17 protein-coding genes are annotated in these 19917 nt (G+C 73.0%); 11 read left to right on the top strand and 6 right to left on the bottom strand.

All coding sequences use genetic code 11. The annotated features are described in order from the left end of the window. Nucleotides 1-117: 117 nt before the first annotated feature. The 3 genes from ACRAS8_RS31465 (at nt 118) to ACRAS8_RS31455 (ending at nt 3016) form a co-directional block, all read left to right on the top strand. On the top strand, nt 118-1779 hold the full coding sequence (locus tag ACRAS8_RS31465) for an ATP-binding protein (RefSeq protein ID WP_438489370.1): 1662 nt from the start codon (nt 118-120) through the stop codon (nt 1777-1779). 55 nt (nt 1780-1834) lie between these two features. Then, complete coding sequence (locus tag ACRAS8_RS31460; RefSeq protein ID WP_438489369.1) at nt 1835-2527, top strand: response regulator; 693 nt, start codon at nt 1835-1837, stop codon at nt 2525-2527. Nucleotides 2528-2641: 114 nt separating this feature from the next. Continuing rightward, nucleotides 2642-3016: a toxin Doc gene (locus ACRAS8_RS31455; RefSeq protein ID WP_438489368.1), complete on the top strand. Its 375-nt coding sequence runs from the start codon at nt 2642-2644 to the stop codon at nt 3014-3016. A 7-nt stretch (nt 3017-3023) separates the two neighbouring features. On the opposite strand, the gene ACRAS8_RS31450 is transcribed toward ACRAS8_RS31455, so the two are convergent. Then, nucleotides 3024-3911, bottom strand: coding sequence for a LysR family transcriptional regulator (locus ACRAS8_RS31450; RefSeq protein WP_438489367.1), 888 nt, complete (start codon nt 3909-3911; stop codon nt 3024-3026). 174 nt (nt 3912-4085) lie between these two features. Between ACRAS8_RS31450 and ACRAS8_RS31445 the strand changes: the two genes are divergently transcribed. From ACRAS8_RS31445 to ACRAS8_RS31430, 4 genes are all read left to right on the top strand, one after another. Next, nucleotides 4086-4889: an alpha/beta fold hydrolase gene (locus tag ACRAS8_RS31445; RefSeq protein ID WP_438489366.1), complete on the top strand. Its 804-nt coding sequence runs from the start codon at nt 4086-4088 to the stop codon at nt 4887-4889. 33 nt (nt 4890-4922) lie between these two features. Further along, nucleotides 4923-5774: an alpha/beta fold hydrolase gene (locus ACRAS8_RS31440; protein WP_438489365.1), complete on the top strand. Its 852-nt coding sequence runs from the start codon at nt 4923-4925 to the stop codon at nt 5772-5774. 148 nt (nt 5775-5922) lie between these two features. Next, the gene (locus ACRAS8_RS31435) at nt 5923-7314 is read left to right on the top strand and encodes a pyridoxal phosphate-dependent decarboxylase family protein (protein ID WP_438489364.1); all 1392 of its coding nucleotides are present in this window, start codon (nt 5923-5925) and stop codon (nt 7312-7314) included. Nucleotides 7315-7389: 75 nt separating this feature from the next. Continuing rightward, on the top strand, nt 7390-8019 hold the full coding sequence (locus tag ACRAS8_RS31430; RefSeq protein WP_438490656.1) for a GNAT family N-acetyltransferase: 630 nt from the start codon (nt 7390-7392) through the stop codon (nt 8017-8019). Between the two features lie 70 nt (nt 8020-8089). Here the strand turns inward: ACRAS8_RS31430 and ACRAS8_RS31425 are convergent, their stop codons facing one another. Together ACRAS8_RS31425 and ACRAS8_RS31420 are read right to left on the bottom strand one after the other, a co-directional pair. Further along, nucleotides 8090-9760, bottom strand: a complete 1671-nt coding sequence (locus tag ACRAS8_RS31425) for an adenosine deaminase family protein (protein ID WP_438489363.1) — start codon at nt 9758-9760, stop codon at nt 8090-8092. Nucleotides 9761-9870: 110 nt separating this feature from the next. After that, entirely contained in the window at nt 9871-11325 is a 1455-nt protein-coding gene (locus ACRAS8_RS31420) for a glyceraldehyde-3-phosphate dehydrogenase (protein WP_438489362.1), read from the bottom strand. A gap of 247 nt (nt 11326-11572) precedes the next feature. Here ACRAS8_RS31420 and ACRAS8_RS31415 point away from each other — a divergent pair, with 247 nt between their 5' ends. The 4 genes from ACRAS8_RS31415 to ACRAS8_RS31400 all read left to right on the top strand — a co-directional run bounded on the left by ACRAS8_RS31415 (nt 11573) and on the right by ACRAS8_RS31400 (nt 15821). Further along, the gene (locus tag ACRAS8_RS31415; RefSeq protein ID WP_438489361.1) at nt 11573-12394 is read left to right on the top strand and encodes a FadR/GntR family transcriptional regulator; all 822 of its coding nucleotides are present in this window, start codon (nt 11573-11575) and stop codon (nt 12392-12394) included. After that, nucleotides 12391-13422 carry an asparaginase gene (locus tag ACRAS8_RS31410; protein WP_438489360.1) on the top strand — a complete coding sequence of 344 codons (1032 nt, stop codon included), beginning with the start codon at nt 12391-12393 and terminating at the stop codon, nt 13420-13422. Before ACRAS8_RS31415 ends, ACRAS8_RS31410 begins: the two co-directional genes overlap by 4 nt. 57 nt (nt 13423-13479) lie before the next feature. Further along, nucleotides 13480-14904, top strand: coding sequence for an aspartate ammonia-lyase (gene aspA / locus ACRAS8_RS31405; protein ID WP_438489359.1), 1425 nt, complete (start codon nt 13480-13482; stop codon nt 14902-14904). A gap of 122 nt (nt 14905-15026) precedes the next feature. After that, a complete protein-coding gene (locus tag ACRAS8_RS31400) occupies nt 15027-15821 on the top strand; it encodes a carbon-nitrogen hydrolase family protein (RefSeq protein WP_438489358.1) in 795 nt (264 codons plus the stop codon). A 53-nt stretch (nt 15822-15874) separates the two neighbouring features. Here the strand turns inward: ACRAS8_RS31400 and ACRAS8_RS31395 are convergent, their stop codons facing one another. The 3 genes from ACRAS8_RS31395 to solA all read right to left on the bottom strand — a co-directional run bounded on the left by ACRAS8_RS31395 (nt 15875) and on the right by solA (nt 19885). Beyond that, nucleotides 15875-17458, bottom strand: a complete 1584-nt coding sequence (locus ACRAS8_RS31395) for an APC family permease (RefSeq protein ID WP_438489357.1) — start codon at nt 17456-17458, stop codon at nt 15875-15877. Nucleotides 17459-17525: 67 nt separating this feature from the next. Then, nucleotides 17526-18686, bottom strand: coding sequence for an aromatic ring-hydroxylating oxygenase subunit alpha (locus ACRAS8_RS31390; RefSeq protein WP_438489356.1), 1161 nt, complete (start codon nt 18684-18686; stop codon nt 17526-17528). A gap of 11 nt (nt 18687-18697) precedes the next feature. After that, nucleotides 18698-19885, bottom strand: a complete 1188-nt coding sequence (gene solA, locus ACRAS8_RS31385) for an N-methyl-L-tryptophan oxidase (RefSeq protein ID WP_438489355.1) — start codon at nt 19883-19885, stop codon at nt 18698-18700. Nucleotides 19886-19917 lie beyond the last annotated feature (32 nt).

The following is a 19917-nucleotide window of genomic DNA, read 5'->3' as shown; positions in this document are numbered from 1 at the left end:
CTGTCAGGCGGGGGCTGGGCAACAGGCCCACGGCGGCATACGTTGCGTTGACACCTGATCAACAGAGAGATTCGATTCCGCGGCGTGCCGAGGGCGGCCGAGACAAGGGGGGACCGCATGCGGATCCACTGGCCCCGTCGCGTCTTCGCGCAGGTCCTGACCGCTCAACTGGCCATCACCACCGGCGTGATGGTGCTGGCCACCGGCCTGTTCCTGGCCCCGCTCGGCCACGCCCTGGACGACCAGGCGATGCGCCGGGCGCTGGCCATCGCCCAGACCGCGGCCGCCGACCCGGAACTGGCCCGCGACGTGCGGGCAACCACCCCGGGTCCGCACGGCCCGGTCCAGTCCGCCGCGGAACGGATCCGGCGGGCCACCGGCGCGCTGTACGTCGTCGTGATGGACACCCGCGGGGTCCGCTGGTCGCACACCCGCACCGCCGAGATCGGCCACCACGTCTCCACCGACCCCAGCCGGACGCTGGCCGGCCAGGAGGTCCGCCAGATCGCCACCGGCACGCTGGGCCGCTCGGCCCGCGCGAAGGTGCCGCTGCGCGACGCCGGCGGCACGATCGTCGGCGCGGTTTCGGTCGGTATCGCCTACGACAGCGTGCACGGGCTGCTGCTCGGCACCATCCCGGGACTGCTGCGGTACGCGGGCGCGGCGCTGGCGGCCGGGGTGCTGGCCGCGGTGGTGGTCGCCCGGAGCCTGCGCCGCCGTACGCACGGCGTGGCCACCGCCGACATCTCGGCGCTGCTGGCCGAGCGGGAGGCGATGCTGCACGGCATCCGGGAGGGCGTGGTGGCCTTCGACCGGCGGGGCCGGATCCGGCTGGTGAACGACGAGGCGCAGCGGCTGCTGGGCCTCGGCGCGGACGCCGCCGGCCGGGACCTGGACGAGGTCCTGCCGCCGGGCCGCACCACCGACGTACTGGCCGGCCGGGTCGCCGGCGGCGACCTGCTGGCGGTCAGCGGCGGCCGGGTGCTGGTGGCCAACCGCGTCCCGACCCGGGACGGGGGCGCGGTGGTGACCCTGCGGGACCGCACCGAACTGGAGCTGCTGGGCCGGGAACTGGACAGCACCCAGGGCCTGTTGGACGCGCTGCGCGCCCAGGACCACGAGCACGCCAACCAGCTGCACACCGTGCGCGGACTGCTCGAACTGGGCCGCTACGACACGGCGGTGGAGTTCGTCGCCGAGGTCGCCAGCGCCCACCGCGCCTCCGCGGAGCAGATCGCCGAGCGGGTGCACGACCCGCTGCTCTCCGCGCTGCTGGTCGGCAAGGCGGCGATCGCCGCTGAGCGCGGCGTCTCCCTGCGCGTCTCGGACGCCACGCTGCTGCCGGACGCGGTGGTGGACCCGCGCGACCTGGTCACCGTCCTGGGCAACCTCCTCGACAACGCGCTGGACGCCACCGCCGAACGCCGCGCCGCCGAACCGTTCGTCGAGGTGGAGCTGCGCGCCGAGGGCACCACCGCGGTCGTCCGGGTCGGCGACACCGGGCCCGGCGTGCCGCCCGGGCTGCGCGACCGGATCTTCGCCGAGGGCTGGTCCACCAAGAGCGCCACCGTCGCCTCCCGCGGCCGGGGCATCGGCCTGGCGCTGGTGCGCCGGCTGGCCGAGCGCTACGGCGGAATGGCCCGGGTCACCGCCCGCGCGGGCGGCGGCGCGCTCTTCACCGTCGTCCTGCCCGAAGCCCTGGCGTCCGGCCTCCACCCCCAGAAGACGGCGCCGGGCGCCGGACCGCCCTCCCGTCACCCGACCTCCACCCCCGGATGACGGCGCTGCGCGCCGGCCCCACGTAATGCCACCTCACGGCCACTGGAGACTCCCCGTGATCGATGTCCTCGTCGTGGACGACGACTTCCACGTCGCCGAGATCAACTCCGCGTATGTGTCCCAGGTGCCCGGCTTCCGGGTCGCCGGCCGCGCCCACACCGCGGCCCAGGCACTGGCCACGCTGGAGCGCCTGCACATCGACCTGGTGCTGCTCGACCACTACTTGCCGGACGAGACGGGCCTGACCCTGGTACGGCGGATGCGCCAGACGGGCCACCACTCCGACGTGATCATGGTGACCGCGGCCCGCGACGTCACCACCGTGCAGGCGGCGATGCGCTACGGAGCACTCCAATACCTGGTCAAACCCTTCGGCTTCGCCGGGCTCCGGGCCAAACTGGACGCCTACGCGACCCTCCGCCGCACCGTCGAGGGCGTCGGCGGCCGCGGCGAGGCCGGTCAGGAACAGGTCGACCGGATCTTCGCCGCCCTCCGCACCCCGGACTCCCCCCACACCGAACTCCCCAAGGGCCACTCGGCGGCGACCGTCGACCTGATCCGCCGCATCCTCGACGAGGCCGGACGCCCCCTCTCCGCCCACCAGGTGGCCGAACGCGCCGGTGTCAGCCGCTCCACCGCCCAGCGTTACCTCAAACACCTGGAACGCACCGGCCACATCAACCTCACCCTCAAATACGGCGACACCGGCCGCCCGGAACACCGCTATGCCTGGACCCGGGTGAGCTAGGACGGCGGAGAGGGCCGCGATGCACCGCAAGGTACCGATCAGGTACCTTGCCGTTATGCCTTCGGTGAATGTGGCGTTGACGGACGACGGCATGAACGAGGTCCGCGCAGCCCGATGATTCTGCACATCGATGTCGCCTGGCTTCTCGACGTCCAGGAGCGGGCCGTGCCCGAGGATGTGTCGGTGGCCGACTACTCCGCGCTGACGGCGGCCGTCGCCCGGCACCGGACCCGTATCCCGCGCGCCGGTGTCGCCGAGCCCGACGCCGCCTGGCGCGCCGCGGCGCTGCTGGACACGCTGGCGCGACTGCAACCCCTGCCGCACCGCAATGCGCTCTACGCCTGTCAGGTTGCCGTCGCCTACATGCACGCCTCCGGCGAGGGCATCGATCCACCGCACGGCGCCCTGGTCGACCTCGTCCGCGAGGTCCGGGCGGGGAGAACCACCGTGTTCCAGGCGGCCGAGCGCCTTCGCGACTGGCGGTTGTGACCTCGGCTCAGTCGGCGCCCGCCGCATGGCACGCCTCGATGAGGGCGCGGAGGGCCGGGCGTGGCGGGCCGGGGCGTACCGCGAGGTAGGTGCGCATGAGGGGCGTGGGGTGGGTCAGCGGGCGGAACACCACGCCCGGGACGGGGAGTTGGTCGGCATGCGGGGCATAGAAGACCGTCCACGACGGCTTGCCGTAGCCGATGGCGGCGAGGGTGTCCTGGGCGTTGGTGAACTCCGGCCCCCACACGGGCTCGTAGCCGGCCTCCCGGCACGAGTGCATGACCAGATCGTGGAGGGCGGGGTTGCGGGAGTGCGGGGAGAGGCGCAGCGGGAGCCCGGCGAGCCCGGACAGTTCGACGGTCTCCCGCGCGGCGAGTTCGTGGCGCGCGGGCAGCGCCGCCATCAGCGCGTCCTGCCACAGCGGCAGGAACTCCAGCCCGGGGTCGGTGCGTTCGCCGCGCAGCAGGGTGGCGTCCAGGTCGCCGGCGCGCACCTTCGCCAGGCGCTCCTCGGTGGTGCCGGTGACGAGTTCCAGCTGGGCCTGGTCGGTGAGCCGGGCGAACGCGGCGAGCAGGGTGTCCAGCCGCTCGCCCAGTCCGGAGCTGGTGCCCAGTCGCACCGCCGCCGCCTGCTCGGCGCGCAGTTCGTCGATGGCCTCCCGGGCGCGCGCCTGGAGGGCGAGCATCTCCCTGGCGTACGGCAGGAGCCGGTCGCCGGCCTCGGTGAGGCGGACGACGCGGGTGGAGCGGGCGAAGAGCTCCGCGCCCAGCTCGCGTTCGAGCCGGCGGAGCTGCTGGCTGACCGCCGACTGCACGATGTGCAGCCGCTCGGCGGCGCGGCCGAAGTGCAGCTCCTCGGCCACCGTGAGGAAGTAGCGCAGCTGTCGGATCTCCATGGCCCCCCGTTCGTCGTGATCACACCGTGATCACACACTGCTCACCGTTCACTGATCACCGTTCGCGATCAGTGTAGGCGCGGATCGCCCCTTGGTCGGCGGGCGTGCTCGCGGTTGGCTGAGGTCATCACGCACCGCGGCCCGCAGGGGGCCCCGAGGCCGGAGGAGACCGCCATGCCCTACCTGGACGTCAACGACACCACCCTCTACTACGAGGACGAGGGGACCGGCCCCGCGCTGCTGTTCCTGCACGGCTGGGGCACCAGCGGCCGCACCTGGGGCGCGCAACTGTCCGACTTCACCCGGGACCACCGGGTGGTCACGCCGGACTGGCGGGGCTGCGGGCGGTCGGCGCGTCCCGTCCGGGGCAACACCACCGCCGGAGTCGTCAACGACCTGGTGGCACTGATCGGGGCGCTGCGGCTGGACCGGCCGGTGGTCGTCGGCTTGTCGGTGGGCGCGACCTTCGCCACCGAACTGGGCGTACGGCGGCCCGAGTTGATCGGCGGGGTGGTCTCGGTGGACGGGCCGGCGTACTGGCCTTCGGTCAAGCGGGCGGAGCAGGCGGACCTCGCGGACGCGCTGCGCCGCGACCGGGCCGGTACGGTCGCGGGCTGGGTGCCGGAATGGTACGCGCCGGGCACCGCGCCCGCGCTGATCGACTGGACGGTCCGTCAGATCCTGGACTCCGGCGTCTACATCGACGGACACCAGACGGACGCCTGTGCCTACGACCCGCGCCCGACACTGCCCGGACTGCGGGTGCCGATCCACTACCTCCACGGCGAGCTGGACACCCCGATCCCCCTGGACGTCGCACGAACCTGCGCCGCCCTCACCCCCGGTGCCGAACTCACCGTCATCCCCGGCGCCGGCCATATGCCGCACCAGGAACGCCCCGACGCGTTCAACGCCGCACTGCGCGCTGCGCTCACCCGCATCACGGCGGCCACCGCCCACGTCCACACCCACGCCTGAACAGCCCTGCCCTCCCCCCTCGAAGGAGTCCCCATGCCCGTCACCCAGGTATCGCTCAGCGCTGGTACGGCCGACGTCGAGTACGACCGCACCGGGACCGGCCCGGGACTGGTGCTGGTGCACGGCACCGGCGCCACCCGCGAACAGTGGCTGCCGCTGACCGAAGCGGTCGCCGACCGCTTCACGGTCGTCGCACCCGACTACTCCGGCTCCGGCGGCACCACCGACCACGGCGGCCCGCTCACCCTCGCGGACCTCGCCGACGAGGTGCTGGCCGCCGCCGACCACGCCGGGCTGGACCGCTTCCACCTCGTCGGCCACTCCCTCGGCGCCGCGATCGCCACCCACCTCGCCGCCCACCGCCCCGAACGGGTCCGCTCGCTGGTCCTGCACGCCGGATGGGCCCACACCGACACCCGGCTGCGGGCCGAATTCACCTACTGGCTCGACCTGCTGCGCGCCGACGCCGAGCACGGCACCGCGAACTTCGCCCGGATGCTGCCGCTGATGGCGTTCGGCCCCCGGTACTGGGAACGCACCGACACCGCGGCCAACGAGGAACTGGTGCGGGCGCTGGCCACGACGCCGGCGCCCGGCATCGCCCGCCAGACCGAGGTGGACCTCTCGGTGGACCTGCGGCCGCTGCTCGGCCGGGTCGCGGCGCCGACGCTGGTACTGGCCAGCGCCCACGACCGGATCATGAGCGCCGAACAGCAGCAGGCGCTGCTGGCCGGCATCCCGCACACCCGTTACGCCGAAATCGACGCCGGACACGGGGCCCCCGCCGAGGACCCGGCCGGATTCGCGGCCCTGGTCAGCCGGTTCCTGGACGAGCGGCGAGCCGCGGAGGCCGAGACGGAGGCAGCGGCAGCGGCGCGGGCGTAGCCCCCGGCTCCCGATCCCCGATTCCGGTCCACTTTCCCCGAATTGGACCAGGAAGCGGGGGCCGGCCCCCCGTTAGCGTCGTCTCGATCAAGGTCCCGAACCACGGTCCCGAACCGAGGCCCCACCGAACCGACGAACGGAGCGCACCGTGCACCCCCAGCTCGCCGCCGATCTCGCCGCACTGCCCGACCTGTTGGAGGCGACCCGGCAGCGGGCCACGGCCTTCCTCGACGGCCTCGCGGAGGCGCCCGTCGTCCCGGCCCGGCCGGCCCCGGAGCCGCAGCCGCTGCCCGAGCACGGCACCGGCCTCCAGGGCGCGCTACGGGACTTCGCCACGCGCTGGCAGCCCGGCCTCTCGGCCAGCGCGGGCCCGCGCTACCTCGGCTTCGTCACCGGCGGCGTCACCCCGGCGGCCCTCGCGGGTGACTGGCTGACCGCCGCCGCGGACCAGAACTCCATGTCGTCCCTGGACGCCACCGGACAGCACCTGGAGCGGGAGACGGTCGGCTGGCTGCGCACGCTCTTCGGACTGTCCGACGCCCACGAAGGCGCGCTGGTCAGCGGTGCCACCCTGTCCAACACGGTCGGACTGGCGATCGCCCGCGAATGGCTGGGCGAACGGCGCGGCGTCTCACCGGCCGAGGACGGAGTGGCCGCCCTCGGCCCGGTGCGGGTGCTGTCCGGCACCCCGCACTCCAGCGTGGCCAAGGGCCTGTCGATGCTCGGCCTCGGCCGGTCCGCGCTGGTCACCGTCCCCACCCTCCCCGGCCGTGAGGCGGTGGACCCGGCGGCGCTGGAACACGCCCTCCAGGAGGCCGACGGTCCCTGTGTCATCGTGGCCAACGCCGGCACCGTCAACACCGTCGACTTCGACGACCTCCGCGCGCTCGCCGCGCTCCGCGACCGCTACGACTGCTGGCTGCACATCGACGCCGCGTTCGGCGCCTTCGCCGCGCTCTCCCCGCACCACGCGCACCTGACCGACGGCCTCGACCTCGCCGACTCGCTCTGCGTCGATCTGCACAAGTGGCTGAACGTCCCCTACGACAGCGCCGTCCAGTTCACCCGCCGCCGCGATCTCCAGGCCCGGGTGTTCCAGAACGCCGCCGCCTACCTGGGCCCGCTGGGCGACAGCCCCGACCTGGTCCATCTCACCCCGGAGAACTCCCGCCGACTGCGCGCCCTGCCCGCGTGGTTCACCCTGCGCGCCTACGGGCGCGAGGGCCACCGCGACATCGTGGACCGCTGCGTCGAGTGCGCCCGCACCCTGGGCGAGGCGGTCGCCGCCCTCGACGGCCTGGAACTGCTCGCCCCCGTCCGTCTGAACGTCGTCTGCTTCACCCTCGCCCACTCCCCCACCACCGAACGCCTCGCCGCCCTCGCCGACGCCGTCGCCGCCGAGGTCTTCCTGACGCCCACCTTCCACGCCGGCCGCCCGGCCCTCCGCGCCGCCTTCAGCAACTGGCGCACCACCCCCGACGACGTCCGACGCATCGTCAGCTCCCTGAAAACCGCCGTCCGAACGCTACCTGCGCGATGACCGTCCGGCACCGCCACCCGCCGGCCCTGTTCGCCGCGCCGGTCACGATCTAGGCTGCCGCCCATGCGACACCTCATGATCAATGAGCCCGACGGCGTCCAGGAGACCGTCCTCCTGGACGCCCACGGGGTGCTGGCCGACCCCGGACTGGCCGCGGAGTTCGCCGAGTCGGTGCACCGGATACTCGCCGACCTGGTCGGCCGGGGCGCGCCGCTCGGCTGGGTCGATCCGCCGGGGCGGGACGAGGTGGCCGGGCTGGTCGAGCGGGTGCTGACCGCCGCCGCGGCCGGCGACGGCGCGCTGCGGGCCGCGTACACCGGGCGCACCCTGATCGGCCTGGGCTACTGGCTGCGCTACGCCCGGCCGACCAGCCGCCCGCACGCCGACCTGGAGAAGCTCGCGGTGGCCGGCACCGCCCACCGCCGGGGCACCGGCCGGGCGCTGGCCGCCGCGCTGATCGCCGACGCCCGCGCGGCCGGCATCGAGGTCCTCACCCTCGACGCCCGCGCCGACAACGCGCACGCCCTGCGGCTGTACCGGTCGCTGGGCTTCCGGGAGTACGGCCGCCTCCCCGGCTTCGTCGCCATCGGTGAACGCCGTTGGGACAAGGTCTTCTACATGCTGGACTTCCGCGTGGAGGCGTCGGGCGCGCGGGCGTCGGGTGCGGGCGCTTCCGGTGAGGGTTCGGGGGCCGGTGCGGAGTGAACGCGAGAGGTCCCTCTCGCCGGTGGGAGAGGGACCTTTCGGAGTTCCGGCGCGCCGGGCCGGTCGGCGGTCAGCGGCCGTGGCCGGAGTCCCGCTCGAAGGAGGCGAAGGCGGCCTCCTGCTTCCACTCGACGGCCGCCTTGGGGCTGGACGCGAGCAGGCGCCGGCAGGCGGCGCCAGGCGATCCGCTGCCGGGGAGCCGGCCGCGGCAGTCGGCGACCGGGTGGTAGCCGTACCGGGTCGGGTTGCCCTGCCACAGGCTGCGGCCCGGGAGGAAGGAGTACTGCAGGGAGGCGCGGGCCAGGTCCTTCAGGTCGCCGTAGCCGAGGTGGTACGTGGTGGACGCGTACTGGTACTCGTGGGCGATGTCGACGCGGGAGATGCCGGGGTCGTCGGTGGCCAGCACGATCGGCACCCCGTAGGCCCGGTACGTCGTGAAGGGATGGTCGGCGCCCTTCACGCCGAGGATCTGGGCGTTGCTGCTGAACGGCACCTCGACGGCCACCTGGCGGGCGGCCATGGTCCGGGCCAGTCGCCGCCAGTCGTCCTCGTGGACGAGGTCCACGCCATGGCCGATGCGCTCGGCCCCGGCGACGTCGACCGCCTCCTTGATGTGGAACTTCAGATCCTCCGGCTTCACCAGGCCCGGCCACAACTCACCCGCGTGCAGGGTGATGTGGGCCCGCGGATACACGCGGTGCAGATAGCCGAGCATCCGCATCTGGAGGGAGTAGTCGCGCAGGGCGCGCTCGCCGTCCTCGGGCTGGACGAGGTTGACCGCGGTGAACCGCGGGTCGCGCTCGGCCAGGCGCAGGGCGAGTTCCATCTGTGTGAAGACCCGCTCGGGGGTGCTGCCCCGGGACACCTGGGAGTTCATCCGCACCGTCAGCCGGCATCCGGGGGCGGGGTGGGAGGTGCCGCAGTGGGAGACCTGGCGGAACTCGGCGTCCGTGTCGTCGGCTTCCTTGCGGGCGGCGGCGACCAGGCGGTCGAGCTTGCCGTCGGCGACCAGTGCCTGGTGCATACGGCCGAAGTCACCGTTCCAACCGATCTCGTCGGCGACCTTCTTGGCCTGCTCCGAGGCAGGGGTGACCAGCGTCTCCAGGTAGAACTGGTTCTGTTCGACGATGCCGTCGGCGACCTTGGCAAGCAGCTTGCCGCGGTGCCGCCAGGTCACCGCGCCGAACTTGCCGAACGCGTCGAAGAAGTGGTCGTGGCCGGACTGGCCGGCCGGGAAGTCCGCCATGGACCAGGCCCGCACCAGCGCGTCGTGGAACGCCCGGTCGGTGCGGGCGTCCGCGGCGGGCCGCTTGCCCGGCCCGCACGGCGGCGCGACCGCCGTCATCGTCTTCTCGTCGATGCACAGTCCGTCCTCGGCGGCGAGGGTGACCAGATACTCGGTCGGGACCGCGCCGGAGAGGTGGTTGTGCAGATCGCCGCCCTTGGGCAGCTGTCGGAAGAAGTCGCGCAGTCTGGCCGGATCCTGGCGGATGGTCTCCAGGTACGCGGCGGTGCGCGCCTCGGCCGCGGTCAGCGGCGGACGGGCCGAACGGGACTGTGGGGCAGGCGAGTTGGGCGTCTGGGCGGCTGCCGGAAGTGCGGGAAGTATGGACAACAGGCTGAGGGTGGCCACACCGGTCCGGAGAGCCCGGCGACGGTTGGTGGCACGACGGCGATCATGATTCACCGTGGCATCCTCACACGTTCGGACACCTGTCCGGCCAGGCACTTTTCGGCACATTCCACGAGCATGCGCAAGGACAGCCCGTCACGGCACAGGCGGCCCGCCCGGAACGCAGTCCGCGCAGGCCGCCTGGATCGGCCCGGAATCGGGCCGATATCAGCCCGGTATCAGGCCACGGGAGCCGGGTACGTCGGGTACTCCACGCCGGAGACGTACTGGACGACGCGGATGACCTGGCACGAGTAGCCGAACTCGTTGTCGTACCAGAGGTAGAGGATCGCGTTGTCGCCGTCGACCTTGGTGGCGCCGGCGTCGACGATCGAGGCGTGACGCGAGCCGATGAAGTCGTTGGAGACCGCGTCGGGGGCGCTGGTGAAGTCGATCTGGCGCTTGAGCGGCGAGGTCAGCGAGACCTCCCGGAGGTGGTCGAGAACCTCCTCGCGGGTGGTCTCGCGCGCCAGCTGGAGGTTGAGGATCGCGATCGAGACGTCCGGGACCGGGACGCGGATCGAGCTGCCGGTGATCTTCGCCTTAAGGTCGGGCAGCGCCTTGGCGACGGCGGAAGCGGCGCCGGTCTCGGTGATAACCATGTTGAGCGGCGCGGAGCGGCCGCGGCGGTCGGACTTGTGGTAATTGTCCAGCAGGTTCTGGTCGTTGGTGAACGAGTGGACGGTCTCCACGTGACCGCGCAGCACGCCGTACTCGTCGTCCATCGCCTTCAGCGGCGGGACGATGGCGTTGGTGGTGCAGGAGGCACAGGACAGGATCCGCTCGTCCGGCTTGATCATGTCGTGGTTGACGCCGTGGACGATGTTGGGGACGTCGCCCTTGCCCGGGGCGGTCAGCACCACCTTGTCGACACCGGGGCGGAGGTGCTGCGAGAGGCCCTCGCGGTCGCGCCACTTGCCGGTGTTGTCGATGAGGATGGCGTCCTTGATGCCGTACGCCGTGTAGTCGACCTCCGACGGGTCGTTGGCGTAGATCACCTTGATGGCGTTGCCGTTGGCGATGATCGTGCTGTTCGCCTCGTCCACGGTGATGGTGCCCTGGAACTGGCCGTGGATGGAGTCCCGGCGCAGCAGCGAGGCGCGCTTGACGAGGTCCTCGCCGGCCCGGCCGCCACCGCCGCGGACGACGATGGCGCGCAGCCGCAGGCCGTTGCCGGAGCCGGCCTTCTCTATGAGGAGGCGGGCGACGAGGCGGCCGATGCGGCCGAAGCCGTAGAGGACTACATCGCGGCCCTCGCGGCACTCGATCTTGTTGGCGCCGGTGGCGCCGGCGACGGCCTCGGCGGTGAAGTCGGCCACCGACAGTCCGCGGTCGTCGGCGCGGTACGTCGCGGCGAGCATGCCGAGGTCGATCTGGGAGGGGCCGAGGTCGAGGGCGGTGAGCGCCTGGAGGAACGGCAGCGTCTCGGTGACCGACAGTTCCGCGCCGGCGATCTGCCGGGCGAAGCGGTGGGTCTTGAGGATGCTGACCACCGACTTGTTCACCAGGGAGCGGCTGTGGACCAGGACGGTGACATCCCGCTCCCGGTGCAGCTTCCCGATGAGCGGGATCATCGACTCCGCGATCTCCTCGCGGTTCTTCCAGTTGGTGAACGAGTCGTCGTTGACAGTCACAGGCTTATCTCTCGATCGAGCTAGGCGGTGCTCATATGCTAACCCCCACGCCCGTTCGAGCTTTCGGGGGGTGCCGGCGGCGGGCGCGGAAGTCCGCGGCTTCCGGTCAACTCCCTTATGAGGTTGGCTGGTTGCCTGTCCGTCGGCCTCCTGGTCGGCGACCCGGGCGGACGCTTCGTGCGCTCACCCCGGGCCTGACGCACGTCCTCCCTTGACAGCTCCCCCGTCTCCGTCCGACCATCCCCGGGTGAACCTGTCAGACAGCCAGACACCTGGCGGCATATCCGCCGCCCCCGTTCCCCGTCGGGTGAGTGCGATGGAGGCCGTGCTGAGTCATCTGCGCGGGGCCATCGAGCGGGGCGACTTCGCCGTCGGGGACAAGCTCCCCTCCGAGGCCGAGCTCTGCCGCCGGCTGGAGGTCAGCCGGCCCGTGCTCCGCGAGGCGCTGCGCGCGCTCCAGACCATGGGGCTCACGGTCTCCCGTACCGGCAAGGGCACCTTCGTCGTCTCGGCCGGCGCGGTGGCGGACCCCACCTTCGGCGACTACGCGGCCAGTGACCTGCTGGAGGTCCGCCGCCATGTCGAGATCCCGGTCGCCGGATACGCGGCGGCGCGCCGTACGCCGGAGGACCTCGACCGCCTGACACACCTCCTGGAGCGGATGGAGCGGGAGACGGACACCACCGCCTGGGTCGCCATGGACACGCTCTTTCATCTGGCGGTCGCGGAGGCCGCCCGTAACCCGGTCTTCCGGCGGGTGATCGAGGAGATCCGGGACGCCCTGGCCCGCCAGTCGGCGTTCCTGACCGACGTCGGCGGCCGGCGGGAACAGGCGAACCGGGAGCACCGGGCGATCGTGGAGGCTCTGGTGGAGCGGTCGGAGCACGACGCCGCCGAGGCGATGCGGCACCATCTCGCCCGGGTCGAGACGACGCTGTCGACGATCGTGCGGTCGCCGGAGCAGCCCGTCCCCGCCGCGGACAAGGCCGGCGAAGAGACCGGCGACGGGAGCGGCGACGAGACCAGCGGCGAGACCGGCCACGAGACCGGCGAGGGGGAACGCGGATGAGCGCGCCGTTCGAGGAGCGGGTGGCTGTCGCGCGCCGGGGCGCCGCGGGCGATCCGCCGGTCGTCCGTACTCCGGGCCATGTGCCGGTCGCCGAGCTCGTCCGCGGCGGCATGGTCGAGGGCGTGCACCACGGCTCGGTCGTGGTGCTGGCGGCGGACGGCTCCGTGGCGTGCCGGCTCGGCGATCCCGAGGCGGCGTTCTACCCCCGTTCGGCGCTCAAGCCGCTCCAGGCCGTCGGCCTGCTGCGGGCCGGGCTGCCGCCGCTGGACGACGCGGCGCTGGCGCTGGTCGCGGCCAGCCACTCCGGCGACGAGCGGCATCTGGCGACCGCCCGGCGCATCCTGCACGGCGGCGGGCTGACCGAGGACGACCTGGGCAACGTCCCGGACCTGCCCTACGGGATCACCGAGCGGCATGCCTGGCTGGGCCGCGGTCTGGGACCCAGCCGGCTCGCCCAGAACTGCTCGGGCAAGCACGCCGCCATGCTGGTGACGGCGCGCGCCCGGGGCTGGCGGCTGGACACCTACCTCGACCCCGGCCACCCCCTCCAGCGGGAGCTGGCCGCCACCGTGGCGGAACTGACCGGCCAGGGCATCGCCCGGGCCACCGTCGACGGCTGCGGCGCCCCGCTGTTCGCGGTCTCGCTGCTCGGTCTGACCCGGGCCGCGGCCCGGCTGGCGACCGCCGCCCCGGACACCGACGAGGGCCGGGTCGCGCACGCCATGCGCAACCACCCGGAGATGGTCTCCGGCCGCGATCGCGATGTCGCCCGGCTGGTGCGCGCGCTGCCCGGACTGCTGGCCAAGGACGGCTTCGAGGGCGTGCAGATCGCGGCCCTGCCGGACGGCCGGGCGGTCGGCGTGAAGATCGCCGACGGCGCGGACCGGGCCCGGATGCCGGTGACGGCCGCGGCGCTGGCCCGCTGCGGCGTCGACCCCGAGGTGCTCGCCCCGTTCGCCACCGCGCCCGTCCTGGGCGGCGGCGCGGAAGTCGGCCGGCTGCGGGCGATCGCCCCGCCGGCCACCTGACGCCCCGCTCCCCCACCCCCGATTCGCCTCATCGCTCCACACGAAGGAACCCCCGTCATGACGTCCGGCCACCGCCGCGAACACGACCTGCTCGGCGACCGTGAGATACCCGCCGACGCCTACTGGGGCGTGCACACCCTGCGCGCCGCGGAGAACTTCCCCATCACCGGCACCGCGATCTCCGGCTACCCGCACCTGATCGACGCGCTCGCCGCCGTCAAGGAGGCCGCCGCCCGCGCCAACGCCGACCTCGGGCTGCTCGCCCCGGACCAGGCCGACGCGATCGCCGCCGCCTGCCGGGAGATCCGGGACGGGCACCTGCACGACCAGTTCATCGTCGACGTCATCCAGGGCGGCGCCGGGACGTCGACCAACATGAACGCCAACGAGGTGATCGCCAACCGGGCGCTGGAACTGCTGGGCCACACCAAGGGCGACTACGCCCGGCTGCACCCCAACGAGCACGTCAACCTCAGCCAGTCCACCAACGACGTCTACCCCACCGCCGTCAAGGTCGCCACCGTGATCGCGGTGCGGGAGCTGCTGGCCTCGATGACGGTGCTGCGCGAGGCGTTCGCCGCCAAGGCCGAGGAGTTCCGGGACGTCCTGAAGATGGGCCGCACCCAGCTCCAGGACGCGGTGCCGATGACGCTGGGCCAGGAGTTCTCGGCGTATGCGGTGATGCTGGAGGAGGACCAGAGCCGGCTGGCCGAGGCGGTGACCCTGGTCCACGAGATCAACCTCGGCGCCACCGCAATCGGGACCGGCCTCAACGCTCCCCGGGGCTACGCCGAGGCGGCCCGCCGCCATCTCGCGGAGATCACCGGGCTGCCGCTGGTGACCGCGGCCAACCTCGTGGAGGCCACCCAGGACTGCGGGGCGTTCGTCCACCTCTCCGGTGTCCTCAAGCGGATCGCGGTCAAGCTCTCCAAGAGCTGCAACGACCTGCGGCTGCTGTCGTCCGGGCCGCGGGCCGGACTCGCGGAGATCAACCTGCCGCCGGTACAGGCCGGTTCGAGCATCATGCCGGGGAAGGTCAACCCGGTGATCCCGGAGGTGGTCAACCAGGTCGCCTTCGAGGTGATCGGCAACGACGTCACCATCACCATGGCCGCGGAGGCCGGGCAGCTCCAGCTGAACGCCTTCGAGCCGATCATCCTGCACGCGCTGTCGGAGAGCATCACCCACCTGGGAGCGGCCTGCCGCACCCTCGCCGAGCGCTGTGTCTCCGGCATCACCGCCAACACCGAGGCGCTGCGGGCGAGCGTGCAGAACTCCATCGGCCTGGTCACCGCCCTCAATCCGCACATCGGCTACGCCGCGGCGACCGCGATCGCCAAGGAGGCCCTGGCCAGCGGGCGCGGGGTGGCCGAACTCGTCCTGGAACGGGGGCTGTTGCCCGCCGACCGGCTCGCCGCGCTGCTCCGCCCGGAGGAGATCGCCGGCGCGGACCGGGAGGCGGCCGGGGCCGCCGGGGCCTGAGGCACCGCCTGTGTCCGCAGGGGGAGCTGTGGGACGGGGCCGGTACGGCGTACCGTCCAGGCAGGGCGGGCCGCGCGATCTCCCGTGCGGCCCGCGGGACCGGACACGACAGGAGAGCTCCGATGCGGATCGCGCTGTGCCAGATGACCTCGTCGACCGAGCCGAAGGAGAATCTCGCGCTGGTCGCGGACCTGGTGCGCCGGGCCGCCGCCGACGGCGCGCGGCTCGCGGTGCTGCCGGAGGCGGCGATGGTGCGGTTCGGGGCGCCGCTCGGGCCGGTGGCCGAGCCGCTGGACGGACCGTGGGCCGAGGGGGTGCGGGCGGTGGCCCGGGAGACCGGAGTGACCGTGGTGGCGGGGATGTTCACCCCGGCGCCGGACGGCCGGGTGGCCAACACGCTGCTGGCCACCGGGCCCGGGGTGGAGGAGTCCTACGACAAGATCCACCTCTATGACGCCTTCGGGTTCCGCGAGTCGGACACCGTCGCGCCGGGCGAGCGGGTGGTGACGATCGACGTCGACGGCGTCCGGGTGGGCCTGGCGACCTGCTACGACCTGCGGTTCCCGGAGCTGTTCCGGGCGCATGCTGACGCCGGTGCGGCGGTGTCGGTGCTGCCCGCGTCGTGGGGCGCGGGGCCGGGCAAGCGGGACCAGTGGGACCTGCTGGTGCGGGCCCGGGCGCTGGACGCCACGGTGTGGGTGGCGGCGGTGGGCCAGGCGGCCCCGGACCAGGACGCCGATCCGGAGGCGCCCACCAAGGCGCCGACCGGGGTGGGGCACAGCGCGCTGATCGGCCCGGACGGCACAGTGCGCGGGCAGTTGGGCGGTGCCCCGGGTCTGCTGGTCGGTGACGTGGACCCGGCGGAGAGCGAGCGGGTGCGGCGGGCGGTGGCGGTGCTGGACAACCGACGGTTGTAGGCGCGGACGCACGGGCCCGGCGGGGCGATCCGGCCCGCCGGGCACCGGGCGGATCAACCGTCCGCCGGGACGCTGACCTCGGTGCCGGTGCCCTCACCGATGCCGGGGTACGGAGCCGGTGCCGGCCGTGCCGCGTGGTCGGCGAGGATGCCGGTGCGGTGGCGCTGGACGCACCAGTAGTAGGCGAAGCCGCCGGCCCCGACGGCGCCGACGAAGAGCACCGCGCCCCAGCGCAGATACCAGTGCTGCGGGCCGGTGGCGTTGTAGACGGCGGCGCGCGGCCAGGCGAGATTGACGATCATGGCGGCGCCCCAGAGGACGGCGGCGATGTTGACCGGCAGGCCCCAGCGGCCCAGGCTGAACCGGCCGCCGCCGGCCGGCCGCCATCTGCCGCGCAGTCTGGCGACCAGCATGGGCGCGGTGACCAGCAGATACGCCGCGTAGATCAGGATGATGCCGAGGCTGGTGACGACCGAGAAGATCTGCGGCTGGCGGATGTTGAGGAGCAGCACGGCCAGCGACAGCACGCCGATGAGCACCGCGGGCAGGACCGGGGTGCGAAAGCGCGGGCTGACCCGGGCGAGCCGGGCGGCGAAGGGGAGGTTGGTGTCGCGGGCCATCGCGAAGGTGAGCCGGATCGCGGCGGTGTGCACGGCCAGCGCGCAGACCGTGACGGCGATCAGGACGCACCAGAGCATCGCCTTGCCGCCGGTGTCGCCGAGCACGTCCAGGACGACGTACTGGAGCCCGTCGGTGGTCAGCCCCTTGCCGTCGAGGCTGCCGACGCTCATCAGGGCGAGCAGCAGGACCAGTCCGCCGAGCACGAACGAGGCGATCAGGGCGCGGAGGATGGCGCGCGGGGCGTTGCGCGAGGGGTCCAGGGACTCCTCGCCGAGCGAGGCCGCGGTGTCGAAGCCGTACATGACGTAGGCGGAGGCGAGCGAGGCGGTGAGGAACGCGCCGAGGTAGCCGAGGGGTTGGCCGGCTCCGGTGTGGTGGGTCTGGAGGAGCACGCCGGGGCCGCGGACGATGTGCAGCGCGAACAGCACGATGAGGACGGCGGTGGCGATCAGTTCGACGAAGACGCCGGCGGTGTTGATCCGGGCCATCAGCTTTACACCGAAGGCGTTGACCAGGGTCGTGAAGAGGATCAGGGCGGTGGCCAGCAGGACGGCGTTGGTCGCGGTGTCGTAAGTCCCGGTGCCGTCGCCGACGAACTGGAAGACCCGGGAGATCTGAGGGAGCGTCAGCTGGTAGGCGAGGGCCACCGCGGCCAGCGAGACGACGGAGGCGACCAGCATCATCCAGCCGGCCAGCCAGCCGAGGTGCGGATTGCCGAGCTTCTTCGCCCAGTTGTAGACGGAGCCGGCGACCGGGTGGCGGGCGGCGAGTTCGGCGAAGGAGAGGGCGACCATCAGCTGGCCGGCGAAGACCATCGGCCAGGACCACCAGTAGGCCGGGCCGCCCTGCCCATAGCCGAAGTAGAAGAGCTGGAAGGTGCCGGTGAGGATGGAGATGTAGCTGATGCCGGCGGCGAAGGTGTGGAAGGTGCCGAGGGTGCGCTTGAGTTCGGGGCGGTAGCCGAACTCGGCCAAGCCGGTGTCGTCCTCCGGTGGGATGTCGGCGGGTGCGGTCAAGGGCCGTCCTCCTCAGTCGAACCGGTCGTGGCCGTGCGTACGGCGCGGGCGCCCGCCGGGAAACGGGTCAGCCGCGCGGGTCCGTCAGCTGTGCGGTGACCCAGGCGTGGAAGGCGCCGATGTGGTGCTCGCTGGGCACCAGGACGCCGCCGTCGCGGTAGGCGCGGGAGTCCATGGCCGGCTGGGTGCGCTCGCAGGCGTCGAAGTCCTGGACGTTGACCCGGTGGAACAGTTCGACGGACTTGCCGACGTCTGCGCCGGAGTCGATGACCTCGGGCAGATACAGCCAGTCGCATTCGACCAGGGTGCGGTCGGCGGCGAGCGGGAACATCCGGTGCAGGATGACGTGGTCGGGGACGAGGTTGACGAACACCTGGGGGCGGACGGTCACGGCATAGTAGCGCCGGTCCTGGCTGTCGTCGATGCCCGGGAGCCGGCCGAATCCCGCGCTGCCGTCCACCGTGAAGCCCTGCGCCTCCGGGGCGAACACGGCGCCGTGGCCGACGTAGTACTGGGCGGCGAGCCCGTCCGCGAACTCCGGTAGGACGTCGGTGAGTTCGGGGTGGATGGTGGCGCAGTGGTAGCACTCCATGAAGTTCTCGACGATCAGCTTCCAGTTGGCCCGGACGTCGTAGCCGATGCGCCGGCCCAGAGCCAGGGTCTCGGTGCGGTAGCGGTCCAGGGCCGCGGCGTCGCCCAGCCGCTCCGTCGCCGCGCCGATCACGGTGTCCTCGAAGGACGGCGGGTCATCGGCCAGGCACACCCAGGCGTAGCCGAGCCATTCCCGCAACGGGACGGGGACCAGGCCGCGTTCGGTGCGGTCGACGTCCGGCATCTTCTGGAGGTTGGGGGCGGCCACCAGCCGGCCGTCGAGGTCGTAGGTCCAGGCGTGGTACGGGCATTGGAGGTTGCGGCGGACCTCGCCGGACTCCTCGGTGCACAGCTGCGCGCCGCGGTGCCGGCAGATGTTGAGGAAGGCACGGAGTCCGCCGGCGCGGTTGCGGGTGATCAGGACGCTCTCCCGGCCGACGCGGACGGTGCGGAAGGCGCCCGGCCGGGCGAGGTCGGCGCCGCGGACGGCGCAGAACCACAACCGTTCGAAGATCAGCTCCTGTTCGCGCCGGAAGCCGTCCGGGTCGGTGTAGGCGCGGCCGGGGAGGGTGGCGATCAGGCTGGGCCCGGCCGGAGCCGCGGCGGTCGGTTGCCCGGCGGTGGGTGTGGTCGTCATGGCTGCTCTCCTCAGGCGACCGGTGCGGCGGGCCGGCCGGGGCTGCCCCCGGTGCGGCGGCGGGACGGGGCGAACAGGTCGATGGGGTGCGCGGTGCCGCCGGTGAGCGCGAGGTCGGCGACGATCTCACCGACGACGGGGACGAACTTGAAGCCGTGGCCGGAGAAGCCGCAGGCGACGGTGACGGTCTCCGGGTGCGCCGGATGGCGGGTGATCACGAAGTGTTCGTCGGGGGTGTTGGAGTACATGCAGGTGGCGGCCTTCAGGAAGCGGCCGGGCAGGGTCGGGATGCGCGGGCCGAGCTGGTCGGCCATGGCGCGGACCTCGTGGTCGTGGACGGTGCGGTCGATGGTTTCCGGGGTGCAGGGGGTGCCCTTGCGGAAGAAGGCGACCTTGGCGCCGCCGTCGGGGCCGTCGATGGCGGGGAAGCCGTAGATCTGGACGCCCCGGGCGTCCTCCCAGATGTAGATGGGGTGGCGTTCGGGGACGAAGGGGGCGGTGCCGCCGTCGGGGGCGAACCAGTACATGATGTGCCGCTCGATGGTGACCGGGACGCCGAGGTCGGTGAGCAGCCGGGGCGCCCAGGCGCCGGGGCAGATCACCAACTGGCCGGCGGTGTAGGCGTTCTCGTGGGTGTGGACGCGGACCCCGGCGCCGCCGGGCAGCTCCTCCCAGCGGGTGACCGGCTCCTCGAAGTGCAGGTCGGCGCCGTCCCGGGTGGCGAGCTGGACGTGGGCGGCGACGGTGCTCTCGGGGCGGACGAGTCCGGCGCGCGCCTCGTAGAGGGCGACCTCGTCGGGCGCGGGGGTGAGGGTCGGGAAGCGGCGGCGGATCTCCGCGGCGTCCAGCATCTCGTGCGGGAGGTCCCACTGCCGGGCGGAGGCCAGGCTGCCGCGGACGGTGCGGCTGTCGGGGCGGCCGACCATCACACCGCCGCAGAGGGTGGCGATCTGCCGGCCGGTGTCGCGCTCCAGCTTCGCGTAGAGCTCGTAGGAGCGCAGCAGCAGCGGGACGTAGGCGGGGTCCTCGAAGTAGGACTGGCGGGTGATCCGGGAACCGCCGTGGCTGGAGCCGCGGTGGTGGACCGGGCCGTACTTCTCCAGGCCCAGGACCCGGGCGCCGCGGGCGGCGAGGTGGTGGGCGGCCGCGCTGCCCATCCCGCCCAGGCCGAGGACGATGACGTCGTAAGTGGGGGCCATGCGGTCGCTCCTTCGGGGGCGGACTGGGGTTC

Source organism: Streptomyces sp. S186 (assembly GCF_051603415.1).
Taxonomy (GTDB): domain Bacteria; phylum Actinomycetota; class Actinomycetes; order Streptomycetales; family Streptomycetaceae; genus Streptomyces.
The sequence above is the reverse complement of the archived record's forward strand: the minus strand, read 5'-3'. Positions and strand labels throughout refer to the sequence as shown.

Excerpts from the sequence above, each read along its gene's own strand:
- ACRAS8_RS31400 (WP_438489358.1), top strand. The coding sequence starts at position 15,027 with ATGCGGATCGCGCTGTGCCAGATGACCTCGTCGACCGAGCCGAAGGAG.
- ACRAS8_RS31445 (WP_438489366.1), top strand. The coding sequence starts at position 4,086 with ATGCCCTACCTGGACGTCAACGACACCACCCTCTACTACGAGGACGAG.
- ACRAS8_RS31410 (WP_438489360.1), top strand. The coding sequence starts at position 12,391 with ATGAGCGCGCCGTTCGAGGAGCGGGTGGCTGTCGCGCGCCGGGGCGCC.
- ACRAS8_RS31425 (WP_438489363.1), bottom strand. The coding sequence starts at position 9,760 with ATGTGCCGAAAAGTGCCTGGCCGGACAGGTGTCCGAACGTGTGAGGAT.
- solA (WP_438489355.1), bottom strand. The coding sequence starts at position 19,885 with ATGGCCCCCACTTACGACGTCATCGTCCTCGGCCTGGGCGGGATGGGC.
- ACRAS8_RS31440 (WP_438489365.1), top strand. The coding sequence starts at position 4,923 with ATGCCCGTCACCCAGGTATCGCTCAGCGCTGGTACGGCCGACGTCGAG.
- ACRAS8_RS31455 (WP_438489368.1), top strand. The coding sequence starts at position 2,642 with ATGATTCTGCACATCGATGTCGCCTGGCTTCTCGACGTCCAGGAGCGG.
- aspA (WP_438489359.1), top strand. The coding sequence starts at position 13,480 with ATGACGTCCGGCCACCGCCGCGAACACGACCTGCTCGGCGACCGTGAG.
- ACRAS8_RS31450 (WP_438489367.1), bottom strand. The coding sequence starts at position 3,911 with ATGGAGATCCGACAGCTGCGCTACTTCCTCACGGTGGCCGAGGAGCTG.
- ACRAS8_RS31465 (WP_438489370.1), top strand. The coding sequence starts at position 118 with ATGCGGATCCACTGGCCCCGTCGCGTCTTCGCGCAGGTCCTGACCGCT.
- ACRAS8_RS31430 (WP_438490656.1), top strand. The coding sequence starts at position 7,390 with ATGATCAATGAGCCCGACGGCGTCCAGGAGACCGTCCTCCTGGACGCC.
- ACRAS8_RS31390 (WP_438489356.1), bottom strand. The coding sequence starts at position 18,686 with ATGACGACCACACCCACCGCCGGGCAACCGACCGCCGCGGCTCCGGCC.